The organism is Streptomyces sp. NPDC058239, from assembly GCF_042882185.1.
Classification (GTDB): Bacteria; Actinomycetota; Actinomycetes; order Streptomycetales; family Streptomycetaceae; genus Streptomyces.
Genome location: NZ_JBHVWS010000010.1, coordinates 167,550 through 193,490 on the forward strand (window position 1 = coordinate 167,550; position 25,941 = coordinate 193,490).

The window sequence follows — 25,941 nt, forward strand, 5'->3', positions numbered from 1 at the left end:
CGGTCAGCCCGCCGAGGGCTTGGCGGGCGGCGCCACCTCGTCCATCGGCTCGGTGCTCACCAGCTCCGGCCGGGCACCGGCGCCCGTCCCCTTGAGCTTCGCGACGAACATCGGCTGGACCAGTGCGTGATCCTCGGCACGGACCTGCTCCTTGCCCTTCACCCCGTCGAAGCTCCAGCCCTCAAGGGCCTTGACCATGGCGGCGGAATCGGTGGCGCCGCCCTCCTCGACGGCGCGCACGACCATCTGCGCCGCGGTGAAGCCGTCGGGGGTGAACAGGTCCGGGGTGCCACCGGCCTTGGTGACCGAGTCGAGCATGGACTTCTCCACGGCGTTGCCGCCGCCCGCGCCGGGGAAGTAGTGCGCCAGGAACGACACCTTGGAACCGGCGTTCCCGAAGATCGGGTACGAGGCCGTTCCGGCGAGACCCGTGACGACCTTGCCCGCCCCCAGCACGCCCTGCTGGTCCAGCGCGGTCCACAGCGCCGGTGCGGTGGAGCCGGCCCAGGCGACGAAGACCAGATCGGGCCCGCCCGCCTTGACCTGCCGGGCGAACGGGGTCAGGTCAGTGGCGCTGGGCGGAGCCAGTACGGAGCCCACCGTCGCGCCCTTGGAGCCGAGGACGGCCTGCACGGCGGCCACATTGGCCTGGCCGAAGGTGGAGTCCTGGGCCAGCACCGTGACCTTCTTGCCCTTGGCCTCGCCGAGCATCGTCCCGGCCGTGAGGATGTCCTGGTAGGACTGCCGGCCCGAGCGGAAGGTGTAGTCGTTGATGCCGGTCACGGCGTCGGTGGCGGCGGGGCCGCTGATGTACAGCACCTTGTTCTGGGCGGCGAGCGGCGCCATCTGGAGGGCCACCCCGGAATCGGTGGTGCCGGCCAGTACCTTGTAGCCCTTGCCGATCAGGTTCTTGGCCGCGGAGACCGCCTTGCCCGGGTCGCCCGCGTCGTCCTGCTCGGTGACTTCGATACGGTGCCCGGCGACCTTGCCGGTGCCCTTCGTCGCGTAGTCCAGGCCCGCCATGAACCCGTCGCGGTACTGCTTCCCGTAGTCCGCGAGCAGCCCCGTACGGGAGTAGACCAGGCCCACCTTCACGCTCTGGTCCTTCGCGTCCTTGCCGGACGCGGAATCGGCCTCGCCCGCCTTCCCGGCGGCGGTGCACCCGACCAGCAGCAGGCCGGCCGAGGCCAGCGTGACGACGGCGGAGAGAGATCTGTGGTGACGGACGGTGCCTGTGGCTCTGCGACGCATGGTGACCGGCTCCTCGGCGTATTCATGTGATGTCGCCGAACCGTATGAACACCGTGCCGCCGTCGACATGGTGCAGGGCACCCCACCTGATGCGGTGCACATGTGGGGGCCGCACATGGGCCGAAGCCGTGGGCCGCGCCCGGGGCCGGATCGTACGGCCCCGGGCGCGGCACCTGCGCGTCAGTGCCGCGGGCGGTGGCCCGTCACACGACGGCGATCGCCTGGACCGTGGCCGCGATCACGCCGAGGGCCGCGAACGCGCAGCCGATGATGCCCATCACCATTCCGGCGGTCGCCTGGCCGCGGCCGCCGCCCTCGCCCCGGTCGGCCATGCGCCGGGCCGAGATGCCGAGGCACAGCGCGATGATCGGCAGGATGATCGGGATGAGCAGCAGCCCGAGGATGCCGAGCACCATCGAGGCCGTCGCCTTGCCACTGGGCAGTGGGGCGCCACCGGGGTACCCGTAGCCGTACGACGGCTGGGCGCCGTAGCCCGGCACGCCCTCCGGGTGTGCGCCCGGGGCCTGCGTCCCCGCCGCGCCGCCTGCACTGCCTGACTGGTCAGCCATGTCTTCCTCTCCATCGGTGCTGGTCATGGCCATGTTAAGGAGAGATCTGTGGTCCTTCTGGGTAGAGCGGTGAGGGATGTGTGACGAAAGATCATCCGGGGCGCGTCCCGCCAGGACCCGTCAGGACGCGTCCCGTGGTGCCGTCACGTCGATCAGCCGGCACACCGTCTCGATGTCTATCTTCACCTGGGCGATCGACGCCCGCCCCGACAGCCAGGTGATCAGCGCCGAGTGCCAGGTGTGCTCGATGACCCGGACCGCGGACAGCTGCTCCGGCGTCGGATGCTCCAGGCCCATCGCGTCAAGGATGATCGCCGTCGTGATCCGCGAGACGGTGTCCACCTCCGGGCTGACGCTGCGGTCCGCGAAGGTCAGAGCCCGCACCATCGCATCGGCCAGATGCGGTTCGCGCTGCAGTGCGCGGAACGCCCGCATCAGGGTGTCGGCGACCCGCTGCGCCGCGTCGTCCCCGGCCGGGGGGCGCTTGTGCAGCGTCGTGTGCATGTGCTGGAGCTGGTCCTGCATGGTGGCGACCAGCAGGTGGATCTTGGACGGGAAGTAGCGGTACAGCGTGCCCAGGGCGACCTCGGCGGCCTCCGCGACCTCACGCATCTGCACCGCCTCGAATCCGCCCCTGCTGGCGAGCTGGGCGCTGGCGTGCAGGATGCGGCGGCGGCGGGCCTCCTGCCGCTCCGTCAGGGGCGGCGATGCCGGCTTGGCTTCCGCTGTCATGTGTCCCCATCCATGGCTTCTGTCCGCAACCGGAGGGAGGCGCTCGGTCTCCCGGCGGCGCACAGCATGCCAGGGTGGCCGGTCGTGGCGCGAATCACCTGATCCGGCCGTTGCGCCGACGCTACCTGCCGGTAGATTCGTAGCTCATTGAACGATCCAGTCTGAAACTTGTTCTAGATTAGCGTGAGCGGTTACGCTCCGGCGAACACGCAGTGAGAAGGGGGCCGAGTGTGACCGCTGAGGCCATAGAGACGGGCCCCCGCACGGGCAGCGACACGCCGGGCACCGCCGGCGACCGTCCGTTGCGCATCGCACTCCTCACCTACAAGGGCAACCCGTTCTGCGGCGGCCAGGGCGTCTATGTACGCCACCTCGGCCGTGAGCTCGCCCGCCTCGGTCACAGCGTCGAAGTGATCGGCGCCCAGCCCTATCCGGTGCTCGACGAGGGCGTCCCGCTCACCGAGCTGCCGAGCCTGGACCTCTACCGCCAGCCCGATCCCTTCCGCACCCCGAAGCGCGGCGAGTACCGGGACTGGATCGACGCCGCCGAGGTCGCCACCATGTGGACCGGCGGTTTCCCGGAGCCCCTCACCTTCAGCCTGCGCGCCCGACGCCATCTTGCCGCCCGCCGCGGCGAGTTCGACGTCATCCACGACAACCAGACCCTCGGGTACGGGCTGTTGGCGGACCTCGGCGCCCCGCTCGTCACCACGATCCACCACCCCATAACGGTCGACCGGCAGTTGGACCTGGACGCAGCCGAGACCCGTCGTCGACGCGCCTCCGTCCGCCGCTGGTACGCCTTCACCCGCATGCAGAAGCGGGTCGCGCGCCGGCTGCCCTCGGTGCTCACCGTCTCCGGCTCCTCCAAGCAGGAGATCGTCGACCATCTCGGGGTGCGGGGGGACCGTGTCCACGTCGTGCACATCGGCGCGGACACCGACCTGTGGTCGCCCGACCCGTCGGTCGCCGAGGTTCCCGGCCGGATCGTCACCACCTCCAGCGCCGACGTCCCGCTGAAGGGCCTCGTCCACCTCGTCGAGGCGCTCGCCGAGCTCCGTACCGAGAACCCGCAGGCGCACCTCGTGGTCGTCGGCAAGCGGGCCGAGGACGGGCCGGTCGCGCAGGCCATCGAGCGGCACGGACTCCAGGACGCCGTCGAGTTCGTCAAGGGCATCAGCGACGCCGAACTCGTCGACCTGGTACGCAGCGCCCAGATCGCCTGCGTCCCCTCCCTGTACGAAGGCTTCTCGCTGCCCGCTGCCGAGGCCATGGCCACCGGCACGCCCCTCGTCGCCACCACCGGCGGTGCGATTCCCGAGGTCGCGGGCCCGGACGGCGAGACCTGCCTGGCCGTCCCACCCGCCGACGCCGGGGCGCTGGCCGCCGCGCTCACCCGGCTGCTCGGCGACCCGGAACTGCGGTCCCGGCTCGGCGCCGCGGGCCGCGCCCGGGTGCTCTCCCGGTTCACCTGGAAGCAGGCAGCCATCGGCACCGCCGCCCTCTACCGCGAGGCGATCGCCGCCCGTGCCGGTACCGCGCGCCCCGGCGGCCGTCGTTGACACCGCCGCCCGTCCTCGTCGTCCCCGCCCACTGATCCCCCTCGACCGCGAAAGCAGGCATTCGTGCTGACCGTGGACTTCACCCGCTTCCCGCTCGCCGCAGGTGACCGAGTGCTCGACCTGGGCTGCGGCGCCGGACGCCACGCCTTCGAGTGCTACCGGCGCGGCGCCCAGGTCGTGGCACTCGACCAGAACGGCGAGGAGATCCGCGAGGTCGCGAAGTGGTTCGCCGCGATGAAGGAGGCCGGGGAGGCCCCCGAGGGCGCCACCGCCACCGCGATGGAGGGCGACGCCCTCAATCTGCCGTTCCCCGACGAGTCCTTCGACGTCGTGATCATCTCCGAGGTGATGGAGCACATCCCCGACGACAAGGGCGTGCTCGCCGAGATGGTCCGGGTCCTCAGGCCCGGCGGCCGGATCGCGATCACCGTGCCGCGCTACGGCCCCGAGAAGGTCTGCTGGACGCTCTCCGACGCGTACCACGAGGTCGAGGGCGGCCACATCCGCATCTACCGGGCCGACGAACTGCTCGGCAAGATCCGCGGCGCCGGCCTCAAGCCGTACGGCACCCACCACGCCCACGCCCTGCACTCGCCGTACTGGTGGCTGAAGTGCGCGTTCGGGGTGGACAACGACAAGTCGCTGCCGGTCCGCGCGTACCACAAGCTGCTGGTCTGGGACATCATGAAGAAGCCGGCCGTCACCCGGGTCGCCGAGCAGCTGCTCAACCCGGTCGTCGGCAAGAGTTTCGTGGCGTACGCGACCAAGCCGCACCTGCCCGTGGCCGCCGCTGCCGAGGACCTCTCCAGGGCCGAGGCGTGACCACTCCCGAGCAGACCGAACACCTCGTACTGCCCGGAGTTCTCACCGCCGAGCAGGCCGCCGAGACCGTCGCAGCCCTTCTCGCCGCGCAGTGCGAGGACGGTGCGCTGCCCTGGTTCCGCGGCCACCACCTCGACCCGTGGGACCACACCGAGGCCGCCATGGCCCTCGACGCGGCCGGCGAGCACGCCGCCGCGGAACGCGCATACGACTGGCTGGCCCGGCATCAGAACGAGGACGGCTCCTGGTACGCCGCGTACCACGACGGAGACCCGGAGCAGCCGACCGACCGCGGTCTGGAGACCAACTTCTGCGCGTATGTGGCCGTCGGTGTCTGGCATCACTACCTCGCCACCGGCGACGACGCGTTCGTCGACCGGATGTGGCCGACGGTCTACGCCGCAGTCGAATTCGTGCTCCGGCTCCAGCAGCCCGGCGGCCAGATCGGCTGGAAGCGCGAAGCCGACGGAACGCCCGTCGAGGACGCGTTGCTGACCGGCTGCTCCTCCATCCACCAGGCGCTGCGCTGCGCACTCGCCATCGCCGAACGGCGCGAAGAGCCGCAGCCCGACTGGGAGCTGGCGACCGGTGCGCTGGCCCACGCGATCCGCAACCACCCGGAACGCTTCCTGGACAAGAGCCGCTACTCGATGGACTGGTACTACCCGGTCCTCGGCGGCGCGCTCACCGGAGCGGCCGCCAAGGAGCGGATGGAGGAGAGCTGGGACCGCTTCGTGGTTCCCGGCCTCGGGGTGCGCTGTGTGCTGCCCAATCCGTGGGTGACCGGTGGCGAGAGCTGTGAACTCGCCCTGGCGCTCTGGGTGATGGGCGAGTCCGACCGGGCGCTGGAGATCCTCCAGTCCATCCAGCATCTGCGCGCCGACGGCGGCATGTACTGGACGGGGTACGTCTTCGAGGGCAACCGGGCGTTCTGGCCGGAGGAACTCACCACCTGGACCGCCGGTTCGCTGCTGCTCGCGGTGGCCGCGCTCGGCGGCGACGAGGCGACCACCGCGGTCTTCAGCGGCGAACGGCTGCCGCACGGGCTGGAACCGGACTGCTGCGGCTAGAAGGCTGATGAAGATCTTGTCGAGAGTCTGGCCCTGCCACTCACGCGGCAGGGCCAAAACCCAAGATTTTCATGAGCCTTCTAGGTGGTCACACAGGGTGGGTCGTACGGCAGTTGCAGAACGTATCGCTTCCATTGCTGCTGGCTCAGGGCGCCGGAGCTCGCGGCGCAGATGCGGCTGATGGCGGACTCGACCTTCAGGTCCCAGAGTGTGGCCACGCCGTCGTCGGTGGTGGCGGCCAGGGTGTGACCGTCCGGGCTGAACGCCAGAACGGCGACGTATCCGGTATCCACGGTCAGCGGCCGGCCGATGGCGGTGGGGTGGTCGGGATCGGTGACGTTCCACAGGTTGATCGTGCCGTTGTCGGTGTGGCCGGCTGCCGCGAGGGTGTGCCCGTCCGGGCTGAACGCCACCGACCACAGGCTGCCGCCGGGCACGGTCAGGGGACTGCCCCTGCGCGTCAGGTGGTTGGGGTCGGTGGTGTTCCACAGGGTGACGGTGCCGCGGCTGTTCCCGGTGGCGAGCGTGCGGCCGTCCGGGCTGAACGCCACCCAGGTGCTGGTGGAGGTCGGCTGGGCGATCGGTTCCCCGATGCGGACCCCCTGGTCCGTCGTACTCCACAGTCCGACCTTGCCGTTGCTGCCGTCGCCGCCGGCCGCCAGCATCGTGCCGTCGGGGCTGAACGCCAGGGACATGACGGACTGCGTGTGTGAATTGGAGATGCCGGGCTGGGTGACGGGCTTTGCGGGATCACTGACGTCCCACAGGGCGATGCTGCCGAGAAAGTTGTCGCCGGCTGCGGCCAGGGTGTTGCCGTCGGGGCTGAACGACAGGGAGAAGATGAGCCCGTTCGCCCCGGTGAGGGTCTCAGGGAGGGGAACGGGGTGGCTGGGGTCGGCGGTGTTCCACAGGTGGACCTTGCCGTCGGCGTCGCCTGCGGCCAGGGTGCGGCCGTCCGGGCTGAACGCCACGGCGTCGACCGGGTACTTGGGTCCGGTGAGCGGATCACCGCGGGGAGCGGGATTGTTGGGGTCGGCGGTGTTCCACAGAGAGACGGTGCTGTTCTGGTTTCCTGCGGCCAGGGTGCGCCCGTCGGGGCTGAACGCCACGGATGCCACATTGCCGCCGGCGCCGATGATCCGGGTCGGCGGCAGACTCCACAGATCGACGTTGCCGTCGGCGTTCCCGGCGGCGAGGGTGCGGCTGTCGGGGCTGAACACCACGTCGGTGACAGCGTCGCCGGGACCGGTCAACGGCCGGCCGAGAGGGCCGATGGGCCCGGAGCGGGTGACGTTCCACAGATGGATGGTGTGGTCGGCGCTGCCGGCCGCCAGGGTGTGACCGTCGGGGCTGAACGCAACCGACATGACGGGCTGGGCGGGACCCGTCAGCGGCTTGCCCAGTGGGGCGGGGTGGCCGGGGTCGGCGACCTTCCACAGGTGGACCTTGCTGTCCTTGGATCCGGCGGCCAGGGTGCGGCCGTCGGGGCTGAACGCCAGGGCCCCGACGCGACTCCCGGTCTTCAGGGAACGGCCGCGGACGGGTTGGGCCGGGTCGGTGGTGTTCCACAGGATGACGGTGCCGGCGTCGTCGGCGCATGCGGCGGCCAGGGTGCGCCCGTCGGGGCTGAACGCGACGCGCCGGGAGAAGGCGTCGGGGCAGTCGAGGTCCAGGGGCGCTTTCGCGGGCTTGACGTCGTCGGGGTGGGTGACGTTCCACAGGCTGACGAGTCCGGCGTACGATACGGCGGCCAGGGTGCGGCCGTCAGGACTGAACGCCAGCGATTCGATGGCGTAGCTGGCGTCCCAGCTTTGAATGCCGGGACTCTTCGGCCGGCCCAGCAGGACGGGGTGGCTGGGGCTGGTCAGGCTCCACAGGTCGACGAATCCGCCGGAACCCTCGTCGCCGTTGTGGATGGTGTGACCGCCGATGGCCAGCACCTGACCGTCCGGGCTGAACTTGAGCGACAGGATCGAATTGACGGAACGGTCCACGGGCACGGGTCGGCCCAGCGCCACCGGACGGCCGGGATCGGAGACGTCCCACAGCCGGACGAGGTTCTGGTCGATGTTCCCGGCCGCCAGCATGTGCCCGTCGGGGCTGTAGGCCACCGTGTACACCGCGCCGCGCGGGCCGGGAAGCCGGGTGTCCAGCGGGGTGTTCTGGGTCGTGATGAGCCGGGACGCCGCGTCCGGGGTCGGGTCCATGCGATAGGCGGTCAGGGCGAGTTGGGCGGACAACGAGGGATCGGTCTGGCCCAGTTGCACGGACGCGGAGGTGACGGCGGCGTTGATGGCCTGGTCGCGGGAGTGCAGGGCCTTGGTGGCGGCGCCCCGGGCCTTGGCCTCCTGCCGGAAGGCGAACACCGCGGCCAGCGAGGCGACCACGGCCAGGGCGGTGATGGTGGCGACCGCGGCGCGCCGGAGCCGTTGCCCGCGCCGCTGGTGGTGGCGGGCGGCCGCCAGAAAGGCCCGGGCGACGCTGCTGAGTTCCGGCCCGTGCGTTTCGGCCCAGGCTAGGGCGGCCTCCAGACGGTTGCCGCGGTACAGCGCGGCTGCCTCCCTGCCGGCACCTTCCCAGAGCTCGGCCGCGTCCTGCAGATCCTGTCGTACGAGGTTCCCGGTGCGGTCGTGCTCGATCCAGTCCCGCAGCCGGGGCCAGGCACGGATGAGCACCTCATGGGTCATCACCACCGTGTCCTGGTCTCGGGTCAGCAGCCGGCCACTGGTGAAGTCGTCCAGGACCCTGACGGCCGCATCCCGGTCCGGCGCGTGACGCAGCAGCTCCTCGTACCGGACGCGCCGGCGGCTGTCGTCCGCGTCGCGCCCCACAATGACGAGCCGCAGGAACACCCACCGTGCGGCCTCCTGGCAGGGCGGCGGCAGGGTGTCGTAGAGCCTGTTCGCCGTGTTGGCGATGGCGCCCTGGATGCCGCCGGTGACGCGGTACCCGTCCACGGTGAGCGTGTAGCCGTTGCGCTGTTGCCACGTGGCCCGCAGCGCGTGGGCGAGCAGCGGCAGCCGGCCCGTGGTGCTCGCCCCGAGGGGTCCGCCGACCGTGCCCAGCTCCGTCAGCAGCACCTCGACCAGGCCGTCTTCGACGTCGAGTCCCACGCTTCCGGCCGGGCGGCGGATCGCGTCCTTGAGTTCGCCCTCCGTCATCGGCTCCAGCAGGACCGGTCCGGCCCTGAGCGCCGCCCGGAGCTGCGGATGGGCCGTGCACGCGGCATAGAAGTCCGCGCGTACTCCCAGCACCACGACCGCACCGCCCGTGGGCCGGGCCAGACGGTCGAGCACGTCGATGAGCCACTGCCGTTCGGTCTCGTCTCCGCAGGCCGTGAAGATCTCCTCGAACTGGTCGACCACGACGACCAGGCCCGCGGAGGGGGACTCCCCGCCGGGCGCCGGATCGCCGGATCCGGTGATCTCGCGCAGCTCGGCCAGGCACCGTGCGGGATCGGCCCGCCACGCCGGTGCCGTGCGCCGCGCGGTCTCGGCGTCGAGCCCGGCGGCCGCCGCCAGCGCCAGGGCCGGGGATGCCGTCGGGGTCAGTACCAGGCGCGGCCAGGTGCTCGACCCCGCCACCGGAAGCCGCCCGTCCTCCAGGGCCGGCAGTACCCCGGCCGCGAGCAGGGACGACTTCCCGGCCCCCGAGGGGCCGATCAGCACCAGCGGGCCGCCCTCACGCATCCGGGCGTCCATCCGCTCGCACACGAGGTGGACCATGCGCTCACGGCCGTAGAACCACTGCTTGTGCTCTTCGTCGAACGGGACCAAGCCCGGGTACGGGCACGGCACGTCGTCGGCGCCGGGGCCGGCCACGGTTCTGCGCCCCTCGTCGCCGAGGCGGACGTGGAGGTCGCGGCCGGCCATGAAGGCGCTGCCGCCGCCGGTCACGCGCGCCTCCTGCCGTTTCGGCTGCCAGAGGGGCGGCCCGTCTGGGGTCGAGGCATCGGTGCTGCGTTCGGTCACGCCTGTCCGCCCCTGGTGACGTTCATGTCCCGGCCGGCCAGGAACGCGTCGCCGTCGGAAACGTGTGCCTCCAGCGTCATCGAGCCCGTGATCTGCGGTCCTGGGGTTCCGACAGCGCGCAGTTCCCCGCCGAGCAGTGCACGCAGTTCTGCGACGGCGTCCGGCCGCGTGGCCATGAGCCGGATGATCCGGGCCTGCCACTCGGCGACCAACAGCCCCTGAAGCTCCTCACCGCCGCCCGTCTGCTGCGCCTGCAGCAACTCGCTGCGAACGTCGGCGAGTTCCTCCTCGACGCGCTCAGGGTGCGCGGACCGCCAAAGCGCCAGGACCGAGGACTTGACCGCGCCCCAGCCGTCCGTCGCCAGCAGATCGATCAGGCGCGCCGCGGCTGCCGATGCCAGGCCGGCGAGTTCCACACTCGTCTCCATGTCTTCTCCTTGTCCCTTACCGCCCGTGGGCCGCGATGGCTGTCATGGTCAGGTGGGAGGCGATGAACACGTGGTCGCCGCCCACCGTCCACATGAACCCCACGTCCGGCTGCCCCGGGTCCCTGTATCTCCACCGGGCCCTGCCGGTGGCGGCGTCGATGGCCCACAGCGTCTTGGCGCTGTCGGTGGCGAAGACGGTGTCGGCCGAACACTGCGCGTTCTTGCCACCCAGCGCGGCGGAGGCGTTGAACTGGTTGGTAGTGCCCGTGTCGCTGGCGCCGTCGAGCACCGCGACCCACTGGATCGTGCCGTCGGCCGTGGCCAGGGCAGCCAGGTCGCTGCCGACCGGTACGTAGACGGTCGCGCCGTCCAGGCTGGAGAACGGGGTGCCGATCTTGACCTGGTCCCCGTTCTTCGCGTCGAAGCGCTGATGCCACTTCTCGCTGCCCGTGGCCGCGTCGACGGCGGACAGCGTGTTGCCGTTGCCGCCGGTGAACAGGAACAGCCCTGCGGCGTAGCACGTCAGCGGCCAGCCGGTGGTGAAGTAGTACGAGGTGTGCGGGACGGACAGCTTCCAGCCGCGGGCACCCTTCCTGCCGGCGTCGATCATCTGGACGCGGCCGGTTTTCCTGCCCGGAACGGCCGAGGCAGCCAGCAGATGAGAACCCGTGGGCGGCACGAGCACGTTGTTGATGTCCGTGCCCTTGACCTGCCACAGTCTCTTGCCGGTCGCGGCGTTGAACGCACGGATGTAGCCGGTGGTCGGATCCTTGGCCGAGAACTTCCCGTCAATCTTGAGTACCGTCCCGCATACATAGACCGTGTTCCCCGCGACTGCCACATAGTTGCTCACGTACCTCGCGGCATGCGTGCCGCCACCGGGATCGACGTCGGCAAGCGTGGTCGCCCACTTCGCCTTCCCGCCGGCGGCGTCGAACGCCGCCAGCACGCCTGACTGACTCGGTGTGTCGCAGAGCAGGTAGAACACTCCGTCCCCGTACGCCGTCGGGTAGTTGCCCATGCTCGTGCCGAACTGGTTGGTCGTGTTGAGCGGGGAGGACTCGGATTTTCCGGTCGCGGCGTCCAGGAAGGACGTGGCCGTGCCCGTGACCACCATGACCACCTTGTCGGACGCTTCCAGGCAGGTGGGGGCGTGTTTTCCGGCTTCCGACCATGCCTTGACGGCGTCGGGTCCGGCCAGCACGACCGGTTGCGGTCCGTCCGTCGAGGACGGCGACGCGGAGGGGGCGGACGTGGATCGCCCGCCCGAGGGAGAGGCCGGCCGCTCGGTGGGCCCGGGCCCGCCGGCCCGGCCGTCGGGTGCTGGTGACGAGTCGCCGGAGAGGGCGAGTGCCGCCGCGGTCCCGCCGAGTACGGCCGCGCCCCCGGCCAGAGCGATGATCAGCTTCCGGCGGCTGACACCCACGCCGGCGGCGATCTCCGGCGGCGGCGGAAGCGGGCCCCGGCCGCCGCCCCCGGCGGACTCCGATCCCACCGCCGCGGTCGCTGCGGCCATGTCGGCGGTCACCGCCGGGGACAGCCACCTGCCCTTCAGGGACGGCAGGTTCTGATGCTTCAGGTAGGCGACGAGTTGCTCCGCGGTCGGACGGTCCGGCGGTTCCGGGTAGCGGCAGCCGCCGATCACGTCGCGCAGTGACACGGGGAGTGCGCCCGTGTCCGGCTCGCCTCCGGAAGCGGCGAACAGCACGGTCGACCCGAGGTCGAACATGTCGTCCGTCGGTGAGGGTGCCGGGCTGCCGGTGGCCTCCACCATCCCCAGGGCGGTGATGCGGGGCCCGTCCATGGTCAGCAGCACCGAGTCCGGGCTCACCTCGCCGTGGACCGTCCCGGCCGCGTGGAGTACGGCCAGCGCCTGGGCGAGGCCGTCGGCGAGCACCCGCAGAGCCGGTTCGGACAGCGGGCCGTGCCGGTCCACCGCCCGCCGGAGCGGCAGTCCGGCGGTGAACCGGGTCGCCAGCCAGGGAACCGGCGCGTCGGCGTCGGCATCCACCACCGGTACGAGGAAGGCACCGGACAGCACCCGTGCGGCCTCGACGGCGGCTCGGAACCGGTCCCGGAACCCCGGGTCCCCGGCGAGCTCGGGCCCCACGACCGTGACCGTGACGAGGAGCCCCTCGTCCGAGCGGGCCGCGAAGACTTCGCTCCCGCCGACCGCGCGCTCTCTTCCGAGCAGCGCATACGGCCCGATCCGACGCACACCCTCTGTTTCGGGATGATCCATCGTCCGCCCCTCACGCCAGCCTGATCGTCTGGTCACGGGCCGCCTGGTAGGCGCTGCCGCCGCCGGACACATGGGCCGTCATGGTGATTGATGGCTCCGGATCGGCGGCCGGCTCCGTGCCGTGCCCGGGTTCGACAGCGGGGTCGGTATCGGTATCGGACAGGAGAGCGGTCACCGCGTCGCCCAAGTGCTCCAGCCCGTCCGGCAGATGGGTCTCCGGAACGCGGAGGAACTGCAGGCCCGCCAGCTCCGCGATCTCGGCCGGCAGGGCCGAGGCGCCGGGCAACGACGTCGCGTCACCCAGCAGGACCGGGACGACGCGGTTTCCCGCCCGCAGAGCTGTCGCGATCTCCACGCGGACCCAGTCGTGATCCCGGTCCAGGAGCCGCACACCGTCCTCGCCCCGCGCGTCGAGCCACCCAGGCCCGATCAGTACGCACATGAGCTCGCACTCGGCGGCCTGCCGCCGCAGGATCTCGGCGAAATCGGCCCCGGGCGGGATCGACCGGCCCGACTTGAAGATCTCGTCGGCACCTAAGCGTTCGGACAGCGCGCGATAGACGCGGTCTCGCATCCACCGGGAGTCCGGTTTGCGAAAGCTGAGGAAGATGCGCGGCACAATTGCCCCCTCTCTGGCAAGCCTTGACGTCAGGGATCGTGCTCACCCTAGGGGCGCAGTACTCGCTCGGTGGCTATTCGCCGGGGATTGAATAGCGGCCGCAAGGCTCCGTACGCTGGCGGGTATGGATCCGGCGGACAGCGCGGCAGGGACGGTCCCGGCAGGGAGATCGGCCGGCATGCGTCTGCCGCCGGGCGACTTCGGCGTCGTCCTGGCCACACTCCGGGCACGTCGGGGGTGGAGCGTGCGCGAGTTCGCCCGGCGTGCGAACGTGTCCGAAGGGCAGATCTGCAATCTGGAGAGCGGGTTGCGCAACCCGACGCCCGCTGTGGCGGCGGCATGCGACGCGGCCTTCGGCACCGGCGGGGAACTCGTCGAGCTGGCCGGGGCCGGCCGCCGCGGCGCCCGGGCCGAGGGCATCGTCGAGGCCGGCCCCGTGGTCGCCGGATACGAGCGGGTCCTCTGGGAGCTGAAGGACATCGGCAGATCCACCGGACCGAGGTTCGTCACCGCTTCGATGAAGTCGATCACGCGGATCCTGACGGACGCCGGTCCGCACGCCGTTGGCGAGCAGCGTGCCGAGATCTGGCTGCTGGCCTCGAGGTTCGCCGAATACACGGGGTGGATGGCACAAGAGGCGGGAAATCCCGCGGAGGCGTTGCGCTGGACGAATCTCGCTGTCCGCTGGGGCGCACACGGCGGGGACGAAACAGTGGCCGCGTATGCCCTGGTCCGCAAGGCGTTCATCGCCCAGCACCGCGGTGACACCGATGCGACGATCGGATTCGCCGACCAGGCGGCCGGGCACCCGGCGGCCAACCCGGTGATCCGCGCGCACGCCGCGCGACGCGCGGCCCAGGGGCATGCGCGCCGTGGCGATGCGGGGGCCTGCCGGGAGGCACTGGAGCGGTTCAGAAGCCACGCCGCCGAGGTCATCGGCGACCGGACCCCTCACTGGGGCCCGCGCATCGAGAACGGCAACCCTCGGCTCATCGAGGCGTCCTGCATGCTCAGCCTCCGCCGCTTCGAGCCGGCCGCCGACCTTTTCGCCGCCGAGCGCCGGCGCCGGCCGGCCGTCCCGGCGGACAGCAACTCCCAGGCTCGCTTAGCGGTTCGGCAGGCGACAGCCCTGGCCGGTGTCGGCCGCCTCGACGACGCCTGTCAGATCGTCGAGGCCACGCTGCCCGTGATCAAGCGCATCGACTCGGCCACCGTCCGCGCGGAGCTGGGCCGTTTCGTGGAACAGGCCCGGCCCCGGAGAGCCAGCCCGGGCCAACTCGCCCTCATCGACGCGTCGGCCGCCCTCGCGACCGGCTGACAGTCGCGATCGGCTGGCAGTACGGACAGGCCTGTCTCGCGAAGATTCGCCGGACAGGTCCCTAGTGACGGATGCGGCCGGCCACCGCGTGACCCGCGAAGAGGTAGACGACGGCGGCCAGCCCGTATCCGGAGACCACCCGCGCCCACGCCTCGTCGAAGGTGAACAGGTCGTACGACCAGCCGGCCAGCCAGCGTGCGGTGTGCTGGACGACATTCACCAGGTCGTTGCCCCGGTTGGCCTCCAGCAGGTACATCAGGATCCACAAGCCGATGACGAAGGCCATGATGTCGGCCACGACGGCTATGACACGTGCTGCGGTAGCGCTTCTCGTTCCTGTTCGAGGAGACATGTGTTCCGGGTTGCCGTTTTCCGGCGGGAGAAACCCGGACGGCGGCTCCGAGTGGCACGCTGCCCGGGGCCGGGCGAGCCTTGCGGAGAGTGCCGAGAGGCGTCACTCACCGTAGAGATCGCCGTGATGCGCCTGGTCAGGGAGGCCCGCTGTGCCCAGTTCCGCCGTGAACCGTCCCGTACCGCTCCGCCGTCTGCTCGTCTCGCTGCTGCTGTCCTGCGCCGTGCTGGTGGGCGCAACCGCGTGCGGCGGCGGCAACGAGAGCAAGACCACGAGCAGCTCCGCGTCCCCGAGCGGCACGTCCTCGGCCGAGGCGCAGAAGTTCGCCAAGACGCGGTTCGTCGCCAATGCGGGACTCGCGGCCGGTGCGACGTACCAGTGGATCGTGAAGCCGTACCGCGCGGGCAAGTTCAAGAAGGGCGCGGACGGGCGGACCTTCGCACTGGTCAAGGCCGGGCTTGCGGGCGGCTTCGCCTACAACCGGCTGAAGGCCGCGGTGGTCAACGCCAAGGGCGACCCGCTGCTGTCGAAGGCGGTCGCGCCGCTGACGGCGGGCATCGAATCGCTCAAGGGGCTCGGCAACAAGCTCCGCAAGGGTGAGGCGGGCGCGGGCGACATCGGCGCCTTCGAGAGCGTGATCAGCGGCATCAAGGACGCGGGCAAGAGCGCGGGCGCAGAGGTGAAGGACAAGGTGCCCACCAGCTCTCAGCTCGGCGGATAATCGATGCGGTTCCGGCCCTTGATCGAACTAGGTTGCGTGTCATGAGCGCACTCCGACACGACCTCTACTGTGACGAAATCATCGGCCGCACCGACGAGTTGAGGGCGGCGATCAAGGACGCCGACCTCAACGCGACCGTCCCGACCTGCCCCGACTGGACCCTGCGCGATCTCGCCGTCCACGTCGGCCGAGCGCACCGTTGGGCGGGCGAGATCGTACGCACCCGGGCCACCGAAGCGGTGCCGCACGAACGGGTGCCGGAGTTCGGGCCCGAGGGCGACGACCCCGCCGTGCTCGACGCCTGGCTGGCGGACGGGGCGGCGAAGACCGTCGAGCTCCTGCGTGAGGCCGGCCCGGACGAGCAGGCGTGGTCCTGGGGCTGGGAGTGCAGCACCGGCTTCTGGGCGCGCCGCATGGCGCACGAGACGATCGTCCACCAGGCCGACGCGGCACTCACCGCGAAGACCGGCTACGAGGTGGCCCCCGAGCTGGCCGCCGACACCATCGAGGAGTGGCTGGAGATCGTCGCCTTCGTGCGGGCCGCGGGCCACAAGGAGGCCGTCGAACTCGCTGGCGCCGGGCGCTCGATCCATCTGCACGCCACGGACGTGCCCGGTGCCGAGTGGCTGATCGAGCTCGGTGAGGACGGCTTCAGCTGGCGGCGCGGGCACGAGAAGGCGGACGTGGCGCTGCGGGGCCCGCTGACCGACGTCATGCTGGTCTTCAACCGGCGCCTGCCGGCGGACAGCGACCGGGTCGAGGTGCTGGGGGACGCGAAGCTGCTGGACTCCTGGCTGGAGCGCGCGACGTTCGGCTGAGCCCCTACCGGCCGCCGGGCGGGCGCAGGTCTCCCGTCCGCTGTGCGGGCGCGGCGTTGCTGAGCCAAGCTGGAGAGGACAGCCCGTAGTGTCCGGCGGCCCCTGTGGAGGTGCCGATGGAGCCCGTCAGCGCCTTGAAACGGATCGCCTTCCTGCTGGAACGCGGCAGGGCGGACACCTACCGCGTGCAGGCATTCCGTACGGCCGCCGACGCGGTGGCGGCGATGACGGACGGCGAGGCCGCACAGCGGGTGGCGGACGGCTCGCTGGAGTCGGTCAGGGGCATCGGGCCGAAGACCGCGCAGGTGATCCGCGAGGCGGTGGCCGGGGAAGTGCCCGGCTACCTGGAGCGGCTGGAGGAAGAGGCCGCTGCAGCCCCGCTCCCCGGGGGCGGCCGGAGCCTCCTCGCCCTGCTGCGCGGCGACTGCCATCTGCACTCCGACTGGTCGGACGGTGGCAGCCCGATCGAGGAGATGGGCCGCACGGCGGCGGCGCTGGGCCATGAGTGGGCGGTCCTCACCGATCACTCGCCCCGGCTGACCGTGGCGAACGGACTCTCCCCGGAACGGCTGCGCCGGCAGCTGGATGCGATCGCCGAGCTCAACGCGGGCTGGGCGCCGTTCCGGCTGCTCACCGGCATCGAGTGCGACATCCTCCCCGACGGCTCCCTCGACCAGGAGGAGGAGCTGCTGGAGCAGCTGGACGTCGTGGTGGTCTCCGTACACTCCGCACTGCGGATGGACGCCGCCCCGATGACCGGACGCCTGCTCGCGGCCGTCCGCCATCCGCGGGCGAACGTCCTCGGGCACTGCACCGGGCGGCTGATCACCGGCCGGGGCCGCCCGGAGTCCCGCTTCGACGCGGACGAGGTCTTCGCCGCGTGCGCGGAGGAGGGCACGGCGGTGGAGATCAACAGCCGGCCCGAACGGCTCGACCCGCCCCGCCGGCTGCTGCGCCGCGCCGTCGCCGCGGGCACCCTGTTCTCCGTCGACACCGACGCACACGCGCCCGGACAGCTGGACTGGCAGATCCACGGCTGTGCCCGCGCCGAGGAGTGCCGCGTCCCGGCGGAACGCGTCATCACCACGTGGTCGGCCGACGAACTGCTGGCCTGGTCGCGCGGGGGAACGACCCCGGAGCGGGCCCGCTCCGGGGCGGACGGGGTGGTCTGCGCAGCCCCGGGACAGGAGCGGTGAACCCATGACGGCCACAAGCGTGCGAGGCATCGACCACATCGGGGTCACGGTCCCCGACCTGGAGACTGCCACCCTCTTTCTCGTCAGGGCATTCGGCGCCGAGGTGCTGTACGACACCCTGCGACGCCAGGACCGCCCGCAGGGCGGGCCGGACGTCGAGCGGCGGCTCGGAGTCCCGGCGGGCACACAGCAGTTGGCGATCCGGATGCTGGCCCTTCCCGGCAACGGCCCGGGCATCGAGCTGTTCGAGTTCCAGGGCCCCCGCCGGGAACCACCGGTGCTGCCCTGCGACTTCGGCTGGCAGCATGTGGCGCTCTACGCCGACGATCTGGACGCGGCCGTGCGGGACTGTGTGGCCGCGGGAGCCTCGCTGCTCGCACAGGCGCAGCCGCTGCCGGGCCCCGAAGCGGGGGAGCGCAACCGGTTCGCGTATCTGCGCACCCCATGGGGCAGCACGCTGGAACTCCTGACCTACCCCGACCCCCAGCCCTGGGAGCGCACCGCGCCACGACGGCGGGTGCGGCCCGCGCCGGTCGGCACCGGTGCCTGGCCGGCGGACCCGGCTCGGCCAAACCCTAGTTGAGCTCGGCGAGCACCCGCAGAGTGTGCGGGTCCGGTGCGGTCACCAGTAGATCGGTCACCGGCCCCTTGCGCCACAACTCCAGCCGTTCCGCGATCCGTTGGCGGGGCCCGACGAGCGAGATCTCATCGGCGAACGCGTCCGGCACGGCCAGCACCGCCTCCTCCTTGCGTCCTTCGAGGAACAGCTGCTGGATCCGCCGCGCCTCCTCCTCGAATCCCATCCGCGCCATCAGATCGGCATGGAAGTTACGGGCCGCGTGCCCCATCCCCCCGATGTAGAAGCCGAGCATCGCCTTCACCGGCAGCAGCCCCTCGGCGACATCGTCACAGACGTGTGCACGGGCCATCGGCGCGATCATGAATCCGTCGGGCAGGTCCGTGAGCGACGCCTCGTACACATCGGTGCGCAGCGGTGACCAGTACAGCGGCAGCCAGCCGTCGGCGATCCTCGTCGTCTGCGCGATGTTCTTCGGCCCCTCCGCCCCGAGCAGTACGGGCAGCCGGGACCGCAGCGGATGGGTGATCGGCTTCAGCGGTTTGCCCAGACCGGTGGCGTCCGGACCGTTGTAAGGATGGGAGTGGAAGCGTCCGTCCAGCTCAACGGGCGCCTCGCGGCTGAGCACTTGACGGATGACGTCGACGTACTCACGGGTCGCGGTCAGCGGGCTCTTCGGGAACGGACGCCCGTACCAGCCCTCCACCACCTGCGGCCCGGACAGCCCCAGGCCGAGCATCATCCGTCCGCCGGAGAGATGATCGAGGGTCAGGGCGTGCATGGCGGTGGCAGTCGGGGTGCGCGCCGCCATCTGCGCGATACCGGTGCCCAGTCGGATGCGGGAGGTGTGCGCGGCGATCCAGGTCAGCGGAGTGAACGCGTCGGAGCCCCAGGCCTCCGCCGTCCACACCGATCCGTACCCCAGCTCCTCCGCCTCCCGGGCGAGCTCCAGATGGGCGGGGTTCGGGCCGCGGCCCCAGTAACCGAGCGCGAGTCCGAGCCGCATTCCGCTGCCTCCCACCGCATCTGACGCTGCGTCAGGTCATTGACGCACGGACGGAGAGTACGACAGCGGCCCCCCGCCCGGAAGGGGCGGGGGGCCGCTGTTCGTGCTGCGGAAGCGTGGACTCAGCCGCGCTGGATGCCCGTGGTGTCCTGGAGCACACCACGACGGCCGTCCTGGGTCTGGGCGATGAGGCCCGGACCGCGCTGCTCCACCGCGAGGTACCAGGTGCCGGGCGCCAACTCGGCGATCGGCGACGGTGAACCGTCCTCCCCGTACAGCGGGCGGGCCACCGGCACCGCGAACCAGAACGGCGTGAAGTCACCGGCCGGCGCACCGGCCGCCGGAGCCGGCTGGGCCGCCTGCGGCTCGGGCTGCCCCGCCTGCGGCTGACCGGCCTGCGGCTGCGCACCGTACGGCTGCGGCTGCCCCGGCTGTGCACCGTACGGCTGCTGCTGGGCGCCGGGGTAGCCGTATCCCTGGCCGGGCTGCGGCTGGCCGCCGTACGGCGACTGCACGGCCTGCGGACGCGGGGCGGCGGCCAGCGGGGCCTTGAGCGCGGGGACCAGCGGAGTGGCGATCGCGCCCGCGGCCAGCGCCAGGGCGGCGATCAGGCCGAGGATGAGACCCGCACCGGCGTCGACCTGGCCGAGGTCGATGATCGTCCAGAAGAGGTTCCAGGCGGTGAAGACCGTAGCCGCGACACCGAACTGGCTGAGATCCAGACCCGCGACCTTGCGGGGCTGGGGCTGCGAGCGGGACAGGATGATCAGTGCCGCACCGGCCACCCCGACCATGTAGACACCGAGCGCGTTGCCCAACGACTCCCAGGCGTTCGGCGCATTGACGCTGAGCTCGCCGTAGGAGAAGAAATCGAGGAAAGAGGCGATGAACAGCACGACCGCTGCTCCGATCACCACGCCATCGCCTCGAGTGAGGGAGCGGATATTCACGTGAAGGTCCTTAGTCGATCGTCTCGTCGGGGCGGTCGTCGCTGCCACCGGTAGGGCGGGCACGGCGCGAAGCTCGGGGGCGGCTCCCCATCGTACGGATGAATCTATCGTCTGCCCGGACTGGTTGTGTCCCTGCCCGGGCCCTGGACGCACTTCCCCCCAATTTCGCCTCAGAACTACCTCTTGCTACCCCTTCAGGTAGCTGCTGATGCCATCGGCGATGCCCTGCGCCGCCTTCTGGCGCCAACTCGCGCTGGTGAGCAGGGCGGCATCCTTCGGGTCACGCATATTGCCGCATTCGATGAACACTTTGGGCACGGTCGACAAATTCAGTCCGCCCAGGTCCTTGCGGATGTCCAACCCGGTATTGCCGCCTACGTAATTGGAAGGCGCACTTCCGGTATCGCGGACGAAGAGACCTGCGATCCGGGTGCCGAGATCGCGCGACGGCTCGACGATCTTCGAGGTGTCCGCCGCTCCTCCCCGCACCGGCGCGGGGAGGATCACATGGAAGCCGCGGTTGCCGACCGCGGAACCGTCCGCGTGCACGGAGACCACCGCATCGGCCTCGGCGTCGTTGCCGATCCGGGCCCGTTCGTCGACACAGGGCCCGTACGGGCGGTCGTTGTCGTACGTCAGCACGACCTTCGCGCCCTGCGCCTGCAGGAGCGTACGCAGCCGGTGCGACACATCAAGGGTGAACCGGGCTTCCGCGTAGCCGGAGTTGGTCGAGGTTCCGGTGGTGTCGCACTCCTTGTGCGTAGTGCCGATGTCCACCTGGCGGTTGATCTCGCGGGTGTGCAGATGGTTGTTCGGGTTGTGCCCGGGGTCGATGACGACGGTCTTCCCGGACAGCGGCCCCGATGCCCGGCCGGGAGCGGACTTCGAGGGCGACGCGGACGGGGTGGGGGATGCGGACGTCTTCTCCGGCGCCGGAGTGTTCTTCGAGGCCGACGGCGGCGCGGCGGAGGTGCCGCTGCTGCCCTGCCGGGGCAGGTTCTGCGCCCCGCCGCTGCCACCGCCCGCGCCGCAGCCCGCGGCAGTCAGGCACATGGCTGCGAGCGCGGCGGCGGCGAACAGGGGCCGGCGGCGCGGGGTGGGGGGAACGCTCTCGTCGTACGGCACCCCGCGATGCTATCGGGGCGTCGGTCTCAGATCCCCGGTCCCGTGCGCCGCAGCACCCGCAGCGAATCCGTCACCGAGACCTCGGTGAACGCGCCCGAGGCCAGCGCCCGCAGATAGACGCGGTACGGGGCCTGGCCGCCGTGCGCGGGGTCCGGGAACACATCGTGGATCACGAGCAGCCCGCCGTCGGCGACATGCGGAGCCCAGCCCTCGTAGTCGCCGTTCGCATGCTCGTCGGTGTGACCGCCGTCGATGAAGACGAAGCCGAGCTTCCCGCCCCAGACGGCCGCGACCTGCGGAGACCGTCCGACGAGTGCCACGACATGGTCTTCGAGACCTGCCGCGTGCAGGGTCCGGCGGAATGTCGGCAGCGTGTCCATCCGGCCGACCTCCGCGTCCACGACGGTCGGGTCGTGGTACTCCCAGCCGGGCTGCTGCTCCTCGCTGCCGCGGTGGTGGTCGACGGTGAGAGCCGTCACGCCGGCCGCCCGGGCGACATCGGCGAGCAGGATGGTGGAGCGCCCGCAGTAGGTCCCGACCTCAAGGATCGGCAGCCCCAGCGCGGCAGCCTCGACGGCGGCCTCGTACAGCGCGAGTCCTTCGACCACCGGCATGAAGCCCTTGGCGGCCTGGAAGGCGGCGAGAATCTCGGGCTTGGGCTCGGCGACGGACTCGGCGGGCACGGGTTCCTCCTGGTGGGGACGGTTCTGACGGGTACGCGTTCGACGGCGCCCCATCGTGCCGTACGCCCCCGCCGAAGGCATCGGCGGGGGCGTACGAGGGGTGAGCCCGGGTCGGGGCGCCCCCGGCAGGGCTGCGATATGGAGGTCAGCAGCTCTGCCAGAGCCGGGTCATGACGCGGACGCCGAAGCGCAGGCCCTCCAGCGGGACGCGTTCGTCCACGCCGTGGAAGAGACGGCCGTAGTCCAGGTCGTGCGGGAGCTTGAGGCCCTTGAAGCCGAAGCAGCGGATGCCGAGGTGTGTGAAGGCCTTGGCGTCGGTGCCGCCGGGGTTGCAGTACGGGACGGGGTGGCCGTCCGGGTCCTCGGCGCGTACGGCTTCGCACATGGCGTCGACCAGCGGGCCGTCGAACGTCGTCTCCAGCGCGATGTCGTGGTTGACCCACTCGCGGGTGACCGAGGGGAGGAGGAGCTTGTCGATGGTGTCGATCAGCTCCTGCTCGTGGCCGGGGAGGAAGCGGCCGTCCACCCGGGCGGTCGCCTTTCCCGGGATGACGTTGGTCTGGTAGCCCGCGCCGAACATGGTGGGGTTCGCGGAGTTGCGGAGCACCACCTGCATGAAGTCGGAGACCGGCCCCAGCCTGGCGAGGCTGCCCTCGATGTCGTTCTCGTCGAACTCGACACCGTAGAGGCGGGCGGCCTCTTCGAGCAGGGCGCGGACCGGTTCGATCAGGCGGATCGGGAAGGTCTCGCGGCCGATGCGGGTCAGCGACTCGGCGAGGTCGGTGACGGCGTTCTCGTCGTTGGGGGACGAGCCGTGGCCGGCCCGGCCGGTGGCGGTGAGCTCCATCCAGGCCATGCCGCGCTGGGCGTTCTCGATCGGGTAGAGGCGACGCGTGTCGTCGATGGCGAAGGAGAAGCCGCCGCCCTCGCCGATCGCCTCGGTGACCCCGGCGAAGAGCTCCGGCCGGTGTTCGACCAGCCAGTGGGCGCCGAACTTCCCACCGGCCTCCTCGTCGGCGAGGAAGGCGAGGACCAGGTCGCGCGACGGCTTGGTGCCGGTACGGGCGAAGTGGCGGGCGGTGGCCAGCATGACGGCCACCGTGTCCTTCATGTCGATCGCGCCACGGCCCCAGAGGTAGCCGTCGCGGATCTCGCCGGAGAACGGCGGGACCTGCCACTCGGAGGCGTCGGCGGGCACGACGTCCAGATGGCCGTGGACCAGGAGGGCGCCGCGCCCGGGGTCGCTGCCCGCGATGCGGGCGATGACATTGGCGCGGCCCGGGGCGGACTCGACCAGTTCGGAGTCGATGCCCACCTCGAAGAGGCGGCCCACCACCCAGTCGGCGCTTGCGCGCTCGTTGCTGGTGGGGTTGGAGGTGTCGAACCTGATCAGCTCGGCGCAGAGATCGATGACCTCGTCCTGGGCCTCGTCGGAGGCCGGGACGAGAGCGGGGGTGGGGTCGGGGGTGGTCATGCTGCTCCCACAGAGGTTGTGGCGGGGGCGGCGGGGGCGGCGGTGTCCTCGTCGTCCAGGGTGGAGGTGCCGTACGGCTTCACCCAGCCCAGCAGGCCGAGGACGCTGTACAGGATGAAGGCGGTGGCCAGCGAGTTCAGGGCCGGGATGCCGCCGTCGTAGAACTTGCCGACGCAGAACGCCACGATCCAGATGACCAGGGACATCGGTACCCAGGTCGGCGAGGACTTCGGCAGCGTCTCGGCCTCGCGGGTGGCGTCCAGTGGCGCCCGCATCCGCTTCACGACCCAGTACTCGGCCACGATGATGCCGCCGATCGGCGGGATCGCGACGCCGAGGATGGAGAGGAACTCGGTGAAGTGGGTCATGATCCCGACCGCGGACAGGACGGTGCCCGCGATGCCGAGGACGATCGTGACCGCGCCGCGGTGCAGCCGCTTGCCGAAGACGACCTGGAAGAAGTTGACGACGCCGAGCGAGGAGCCGTACAGGTTCCAGTCGTTGATCTTGGCGGTGGACATCAGGACCACGATGACGCCGAAGGCACCGGAGGTGGAGAGCACGATGTGCGACACCTCGTTGCTCTTCACCAGGTGGCCGAGCAGCACACCGGTCATGCCGACGATGTACTCGGAGAGGATCATCGACGAGGCGCTCTGCAGGAAGACGTGCGAGCCCTTCCTGTTGTAGCGGGTCATCTCGGGGGCCACGATCGCACCGGTCATGAAGCCGCCCGCGATGGCGGTCGCGGCGACGGCGAGCGGGATCGTCTGGCCGGGGGCCGGCGAGTGGATGAGCTCGCTGAGGGAGTGGTCCTTCAGCGTCGAGACGATCGACCACGCGACCATCGCGAAGAAGAGCGGCGTCACGATCTTGGCGAAGACGGCCATGTAGCGGAAGCCGAAGATCACCAGTGCGGTGATGGCGATGCCCGCCAGTACGCACCACATCCAGGACGGGCCGCCGACCAGCGCCGAGACGCTGTTGCCGAAGATCGTGTTCTGGACGCCGAACCAGCCGACCAGGCTGACCGCGATGACAAAGCTGACCAGCGCCGAGCCGTTGCGGCCGAAGCCGACCCAGCGGGTCAGCATCGGGGTCGCCAGACCCTCGCGCATACCGGCCAGACCGATCGCGAAGATCACGATCTCCAGGATCACCGCGCCGAGCGTGAAGGCGAGGAAGGCGTCCCCGAAGGTCATGCCGACACCGATGGTCGCGCCGAGGGTGAACTGCGAGATCGAGCCCGACTGGGCCAGCCACTGCAGCAGCATGGACCAGAAACCGAACCGCTTGTCACGCGGGACACGGGAGAGCGCGTAGTCGTCGCTGCCGATGCTCTTGGCCTCGGGGGCCACGGCCTCGGCCTGCGGGGCGGCTGCCATCAGGACTCCTGGGGTGTACGGCCGAAGGTCTGCAGGTGAGCCAGCGACCCGTAGCGGTTGACGAGGTTGTCGAACTCCACGGCGTCGTGGAAGTCCAGGTGGCCACTGCCGTAGGCCTTGGCGACCTCCACGGCGTAGCGGGCAGCGGACGCGATGTCCGTCTCGTGGCTCGCGCCCGTCCCGCAGCCCGGCACCGCGGCGGCCGAGGTGATGGCCAGGCCGACGACCGGTGCGGCCGTCGCGGTGGAGGGCTGCAGGATCGAATTGATGTGGTGTGCACCGTTACCGTACGGGGTGATGTCCTGCGTGGTCACCGGGTACGTGACCAACGGCTCACCGGTCACCACGGCCAGCAGCTCGCCGAGCTGCTCGCCGACCCGGAGCACCCAGCCCTCCTTGACGGTGGGCGACAGGGCGAGGCCCTTGTGGTTGATGATCCGGTTGCCCTTGGTGGTGTCGATGGAGAGCACGGCCTCCATCTCACCGGTCACCTCGTGGCGGTTCATGGTGGCGATGTCCACGGGCGAGCCCATGAACGGCACCGGGTCGTGCGGCTCCGTCGGCGCGTTCGGGCAGATGTGGGTGGCGACGATCACATCGCCGGGCAGCACATCGCCGCGGCGGCGCATGTCGAGCAGCTTGGCGGCGGTGGCGATCGCGGAGACCGCACCGTCGGCGTCGGAGACCATGCCGGTCACCTCGGGCCGGGCGCCGATGCCGCCGAGCCGGCCGACCACGCCCAGCGTGCGGGCGCTGCCTTTGGACGTACGCCCTTGTGCGCCCGGGATGCGGACCATCACGAAGTCCGTCGAGCCCTGCTCGCCGACGACCGTGGTGACCTGCGCCGACGATCCCTCGGCCCCGCTCACGGAGTCGAGGTACTCGGCGACCGTCTTGCCATTGACCTGGGGATCGTCCAGCAGATCGACGATGTCCAGCACGTACTTCAACATGGGGGGCCTTTCTTGCTCATCCGGGCACCCGGGCCGGCGCTCGACGGGGGAAGCGCGGGGCGGGGTGCTGAGGCAACATTCGGGATCGGATAGCGTTGAACGCAACTGTTTCCCGTT

General features: G+C 70.9%; 23 protein-coding genes. 8 read left to right on the forward strand and 15 right to left on the reverse strand.

Annotated features, from left to right (window positions below; all coding sequences use genetic code 11):
* Positions 1-3 precede the first annotated feature (3 nt).
* From ACFVYE_RS14955 to ACFVYE_RS14965, 3 genes are all read right to left on the reverse strand, one after another.
* On the reverse strand, positions 4-1,251 hold the full coding sequence (locus ACFVYE_RS14955) for a substrate-binding domain-containing protein (RefSeq protein ID WP_383965199.1): 1,248 nt from the start codon (positions 1,249-1,251) through the stop codon (positions 4-6).
* 203 nt (positions 1,252-1,454) lie between these two features.
* The gene (locus ACFVYE_RS14960; protein WP_383965202.1) at positions 1,455-1,820 is read right to left on the reverse strand and encodes a DUF4190 domain-containing protein; all 366 of its coding nucleotides are present in this window, start codon (positions 1,818-1,820) and stop codon (positions 1,455-1,457) included.
* A 120-nt stretch (positions 1,821-1,940) separates the two neighbouring features.
* Complete coding sequence (locus ACFVYE_RS14965; RefSeq protein ID WP_327275501.1) at positions 1,941-2,552, reverse strand: TetR family transcriptional regulator; 612 nt, start codon at positions 2,550-2,552, stop codon at positions 1,941-1,943.
* Positions 2,553-2,782: 230 nt separating this feature from the next.
* Here ACFVYE_RS14965 and ACFVYE_RS14970 point away from each other — a divergent pair, with 230 nt between their 5' ends.
* From ACFVYE_RS14970 to ACFVYE_RS14980, 3 genes are all read left to right on the forward strand, one after another.
* Complete coding sequence (locus ACFVYE_RS14970) at positions 2,783-4,114, forward strand: glycosyltransferase family 4 protein (RefSeq protein WP_383965206.1); 1,332 nt, start codon at positions 2,783-2,785, stop codon at positions 4,112-4,114.
* Positions 4,115-4,177: 63 nt separating this feature from the next.
* Positions 4,178-4,936, forward strand: a complete 759-nt coding sequence (locus ACFVYE_RS14975; RefSeq protein ID WP_383965208.1) for a class I SAM-dependent methyltransferase — start codon at positions 4,178-4,180, stop codon at positions 4,934-4,936.
* Positions 4,933-6,006 carry a prenyltransferase gene (locus ACFVYE_RS14980; protein WP_383965211.1) on the forward strand — a complete coding sequence of 358 codons (1,074 nt, stop codon included), beginning with the start codon at positions 4,933-4,935 and terminating at the stop codon, positions 6,004-6,006. Before ACFVYE_RS14975 ends, ACFVYE_RS14980 begins: the two co-directional genes overlap by 4 nt.
* 80 nt (positions 6,007-6,086) lie before the next feature.
* Here the strand turns inward: ACFVYE_RS14980 and ACFVYE_RS14985 are convergent, their stop codons facing one another.
* The 4 genes from ACFVYE_RS14985 to ACFVYE_RS15000 are packed head-to-tail and all read right to left on the reverse strand — an operon-like array spanning position 6,087 to position 13,266.
* Complete coding sequence (locus tag ACFVYE_RS14985) at positions 6,087-9,977, reverse strand: hypothetical protein (RefSeq protein WP_389605778.1); 3,891 nt, start codon at positions 9,975-9,977, stop codon at positions 6,087-6,089.
* A complete protein-coding gene (locus ACFVYE_RS14990; RefSeq protein WP_383965217.1) occupies positions 9,974-10,405 on the reverse strand; it encodes a hypothetical protein in 432 nt (143 codons plus the stop codon). The genes ACFVYE_RS14985 and ACFVYE_RS14990 overlap by 4 nt, the downstream gene beginning before the upstream one ends.
* Before the next feature lie 16 nt (positions 10,406-10,421).
* Positions 10,422-12,647, reverse strand: coding sequence for a PQQ-binding-like beta-propeller repeat protein (locus ACFVYE_RS14995; protein WP_389605780.1), 2,226 nt, complete (start codon positions 12,645-12,647; stop codon positions 10,422-10,424).
* Between the two features lie 10 nt (positions 12,648-12,657).
* Positions 12,658-13,266: a toll/interleukin-1 receptor domain-containing protein gene (locus ACFVYE_RS15000; RefSeq protein ID WP_383965223.1), complete on the reverse strand. Its 609-nt coding sequence runs from the start codon at positions 13,264-13,266 to the stop codon at positions 12,658-12,660.
* A gap of 178 nt (positions 13,267-13,444) precedes the next feature.
* On the opposite strand from ACFVYE_RS15000, the gene ACFVYE_RS15005 reads away from it, so the two are divergent.
* A complete protein-coding gene (locus tag ACFVYE_RS15005) occupies positions 13,445-14,584 on the forward strand; it encodes a helix-turn-helix domain-containing protein (protein ID WP_389605782.1) in 1,140 nt (379 codons plus the stop codon).
* Between the two features lie 61 nt (positions 14,585-14,645).
* Here ACFVYE_RS15005 and ACFVYE_RS15010 read toward each other — a convergent pair whose 3' ends face one another.
* Positions 14,646-14,936 carry a hypothetical protein gene (locus ACFVYE_RS15010; RefSeq protein ID WP_383965230.1) on the reverse strand — a complete coding sequence of 97 codons (291 nt, stop codon included), beginning with the start codon at positions 14,934-14,936 and terminating at the stop codon, positions 14,646-14,648.
* Positions 14,937-15,102: 166 nt separating this feature from the next.
* Between ACFVYE_RS15010 and ACFVYE_RS15015 the strand changes: the two genes are divergently transcribed.
* The 4 genes from ACFVYE_RS15015 (at position 15,103) to ACFVYE_RS15030 (ending at position 18,254) form a co-directional block, all read left to right on the forward strand.
* Positions 15,103-15,657: a hypothetical protein gene (locus ACFVYE_RS15015; RefSeq protein WP_383965245.1), complete on the forward strand. Its 555-nt coding sequence runs from the start codon at positions 15,103-15,105 to the stop codon at positions 15,655-15,657.
* A 41-nt stretch (positions 15,658-15,698) separates the two neighbouring features.
* A complete protein-coding gene (locus tag ACFVYE_RS15020) occupies positions 15,699-16,475 on the forward strand; it encodes a maleylpyruvate isomerase family mycothiol-dependent enzyme (RefSeq protein ID WP_383965233.1) in 777 nt (258 codons plus the stop codon).
* 116 nt (positions 16,476-16,591) lie between these two features.
* Positions 16,592-17,671 carry a PHP domain-containing protein gene (locus tag ACFVYE_RS15025; protein ID WP_383965236.1) on the forward strand — a complete coding sequence of 360 codons (1,080 nt, stop codon included), beginning with the start codon at positions 16,592-16,594 and terminating at the stop codon, positions 17,669-17,671.
* Positions 17,672-17,675: 4 nt separating this feature from the next.
* Complete coding sequence (locus ACFVYE_RS15030; RefSeq protein WP_383965239.1) at positions 17,676-18,254, forward strand: VOC family protein; 579 nt, start codon at positions 17,676-17,678, stop codon at positions 18,252-18,254.
* On the opposite strand, the gene ACFVYE_RS15035 is transcribed toward ACFVYE_RS15030, so the two are convergent.
* The 7 genes from ACFVYE_RS15035 to ACFVYE_RS15065 form a co-directional block, all read right to left on the reverse strand.
* On the reverse strand, positions 18,247-19,254 hold the full coding sequence (locus ACFVYE_RS15035) for an LLM class F420-dependent oxidoreductase (protein ID WP_383965242.1): 1,008 nt from the start codon (positions 19,252-19,254) through the stop codon (positions 18,247-18,249). The two genes, ACFVYE_RS15030 and ACFVYE_RS15035, sit on opposite strands and share 8 nt — an antisense overlap.
* 122 nt (positions 19,255-19,376) lie before the next feature.
* On the reverse strand, positions 19,377-20,171 hold the full coding sequence (locus ACFVYE_RS15040) for a hypothetical protein (protein WP_383971767.1): 795 nt from the start codon (positions 20,169-20,171) through the stop codon (positions 19,377-19,379).
* Positions 20,172-20,390: 219 nt separating this feature from the next.
* Complete coding sequence (locus tag ACFVYE_RS15045) at positions 20,391-21,329, reverse strand: N-acetylmuramoyl-L-alanine amidase (protein ID WP_389605786.1); 939 nt, start codon at positions 21,327-21,329, stop codon at positions 20,391-20,393.
* Between the two features lie 26 nt (positions 21,330-21,355).
* Positions 21,356-22,012: a class I SAM-dependent methyltransferase gene (locus tag ACFVYE_RS15050; RefSeq protein ID WP_383971773.1), complete on the reverse strand. Its 657-nt coding sequence runs from the start codon at positions 22,010-22,012 to the stop codon at positions 21,356-21,358.
* Positions 22,013-22,157: 145 nt separating this feature from the next.
* Entirely contained in the window at positions 22,158-23,486 is a 1,329-nt protein-coding gene (locus ACFVYE_RS15055; RefSeq protein WP_383971776.1) for a M20/M25/M40 family metallo-hydrolase, read from the reverse strand.
* The gene (locus ACFVYE_RS15060) at positions 23,483-24,871 is read right to left on the reverse strand and encodes a cytosine permease (RefSeq protein WP_383971779.1); all 1,389 of its coding nucleotides are present in this window, start codon (positions 24,869-24,871) and stop codon (positions 23,483-23,485) included. Before ACFVYE_RS15060 ends, ACFVYE_RS15055 begins: the two co-directional genes overlap by 4 nt.
* Positions 24,871-25,824 carry a DUF1177 domain-containing protein gene (locus tag ACFVYE_RS15065; protein ID WP_383971782.1) on the reverse strand — a complete coding sequence of 318 codons (954 nt, stop codon included), beginning with the start codon at positions 25,822-25,824 and terminating at the stop codon, positions 24,871-24,873. The genes ACFVYE_RS15060 and ACFVYE_RS15065 overlap by 1 nt, the downstream gene beginning before the upstream one ends.
* Between the last annotated feature and the right edge of the window lie 117 nt (positions 25,825-25,941).

Bases quoted from the DNA above. Each gene is read 5' to 3' on its own strand.
- ACFVYE_RS15060 (WP_383971779.1), bottom strand. From the start codon at position 24,871: ATGGCAGCCGCCCCGCAGGCCGAGGCCGTGGCCCCCGAGGCCAAGAGC.
- ACFVYE_RS14960 (WP_383965202.1), bottom strand. From the start codon at position 1,820: ATGGCTGACCAGTCAGGCAGTGCAGGCGGCGCGGCGGGGACGCAGGCC.
- ACFVYE_RS14990 (WP_383965217.1), bottom strand. From the start codon at position 10,405: ATGGAGACGAGTGTGGAACTCGCCGGCCTGGCATCGGCAGCCGCGGCG.
- ACFVYE_RS15025 (WP_383965236.1), top strand. From the start codon at position 16,592: ATGGAGCCCGTCAGCGCCTTGAAACGGATCGCCTTCCTGCTGGAACGC.
- ACFVYE_RS14995 (WP_389605780.1), bottom strand. From the start codon at position 12,647: ATGGATCATCCCGAAACAGAGGGTGTGCGTCGGATCGGGCCGTATGCG.
- ACFVYE_RS15005 (WP_389605782.1), top strand. From the start codon at position 13,445: ATGCGTCTGCCGCCGGGCGACTTCGGCGTCGTCCTGGCCACACTCCGG.
- ACFVYE_RS15065 (WP_383971782.1), bottom strand. From the start codon at position 25,824: ATGTTGAAGTACGTGCTGGACATCGTCGATCTGCTGGACGATCCCCAG.
- ACFVYE_RS14955 (WP_383965199.1), bottom strand. From the start codon at position 1,251: ATGCGTCGCAGAGCCACAGGCACCGTCCGTCACCACAGATCTCTCTCC.
- ACFVYE_RS15035 (WP_383965242.1), bottom strand. From the start codon at position 19,254: ATGCGGCTCGGACTCGCGCTCGGTTACTGGGGCCGCGGCCCGAACCCC.
- ACFVYE_RS15020 (WP_383965233.1), top strand. From the start codon at position 15,699: ATGAGCGCACTCCGACACGACCTCTACTGTGACGAAATCATCGGCCGC.
- ACFVYE_RS14965 (WP_327275501.1), bottom strand. From the start codon at position 2,552: ATGACAGCGGAAGCCAAGCCGGCATCGCCGCCCCTGACGGAGCGGCAG.
- ACFVYE_RS15010 (WP_383965230.1), bottom strand. From the start codon at position 14,936: ATGTCTCCTCGAACAGGAACGAGAAGCGCTACCGCAGCACGTGTCATA.
- ACFVYE_RS15030 (WP_383965239.1), top strand. From the start codon at position 17,676: ATGACGGCCACAAGCGTGCGAGGCATCGACCACATCGGGGTCACGGTC.
- ACFVYE_RS15055 (WP_383971776.1), bottom strand. From the start codon at position 23,486: ATGACCACCCCCGACCCCACCCCCGCTCTCGTCCCGGCCTCCGACGAG.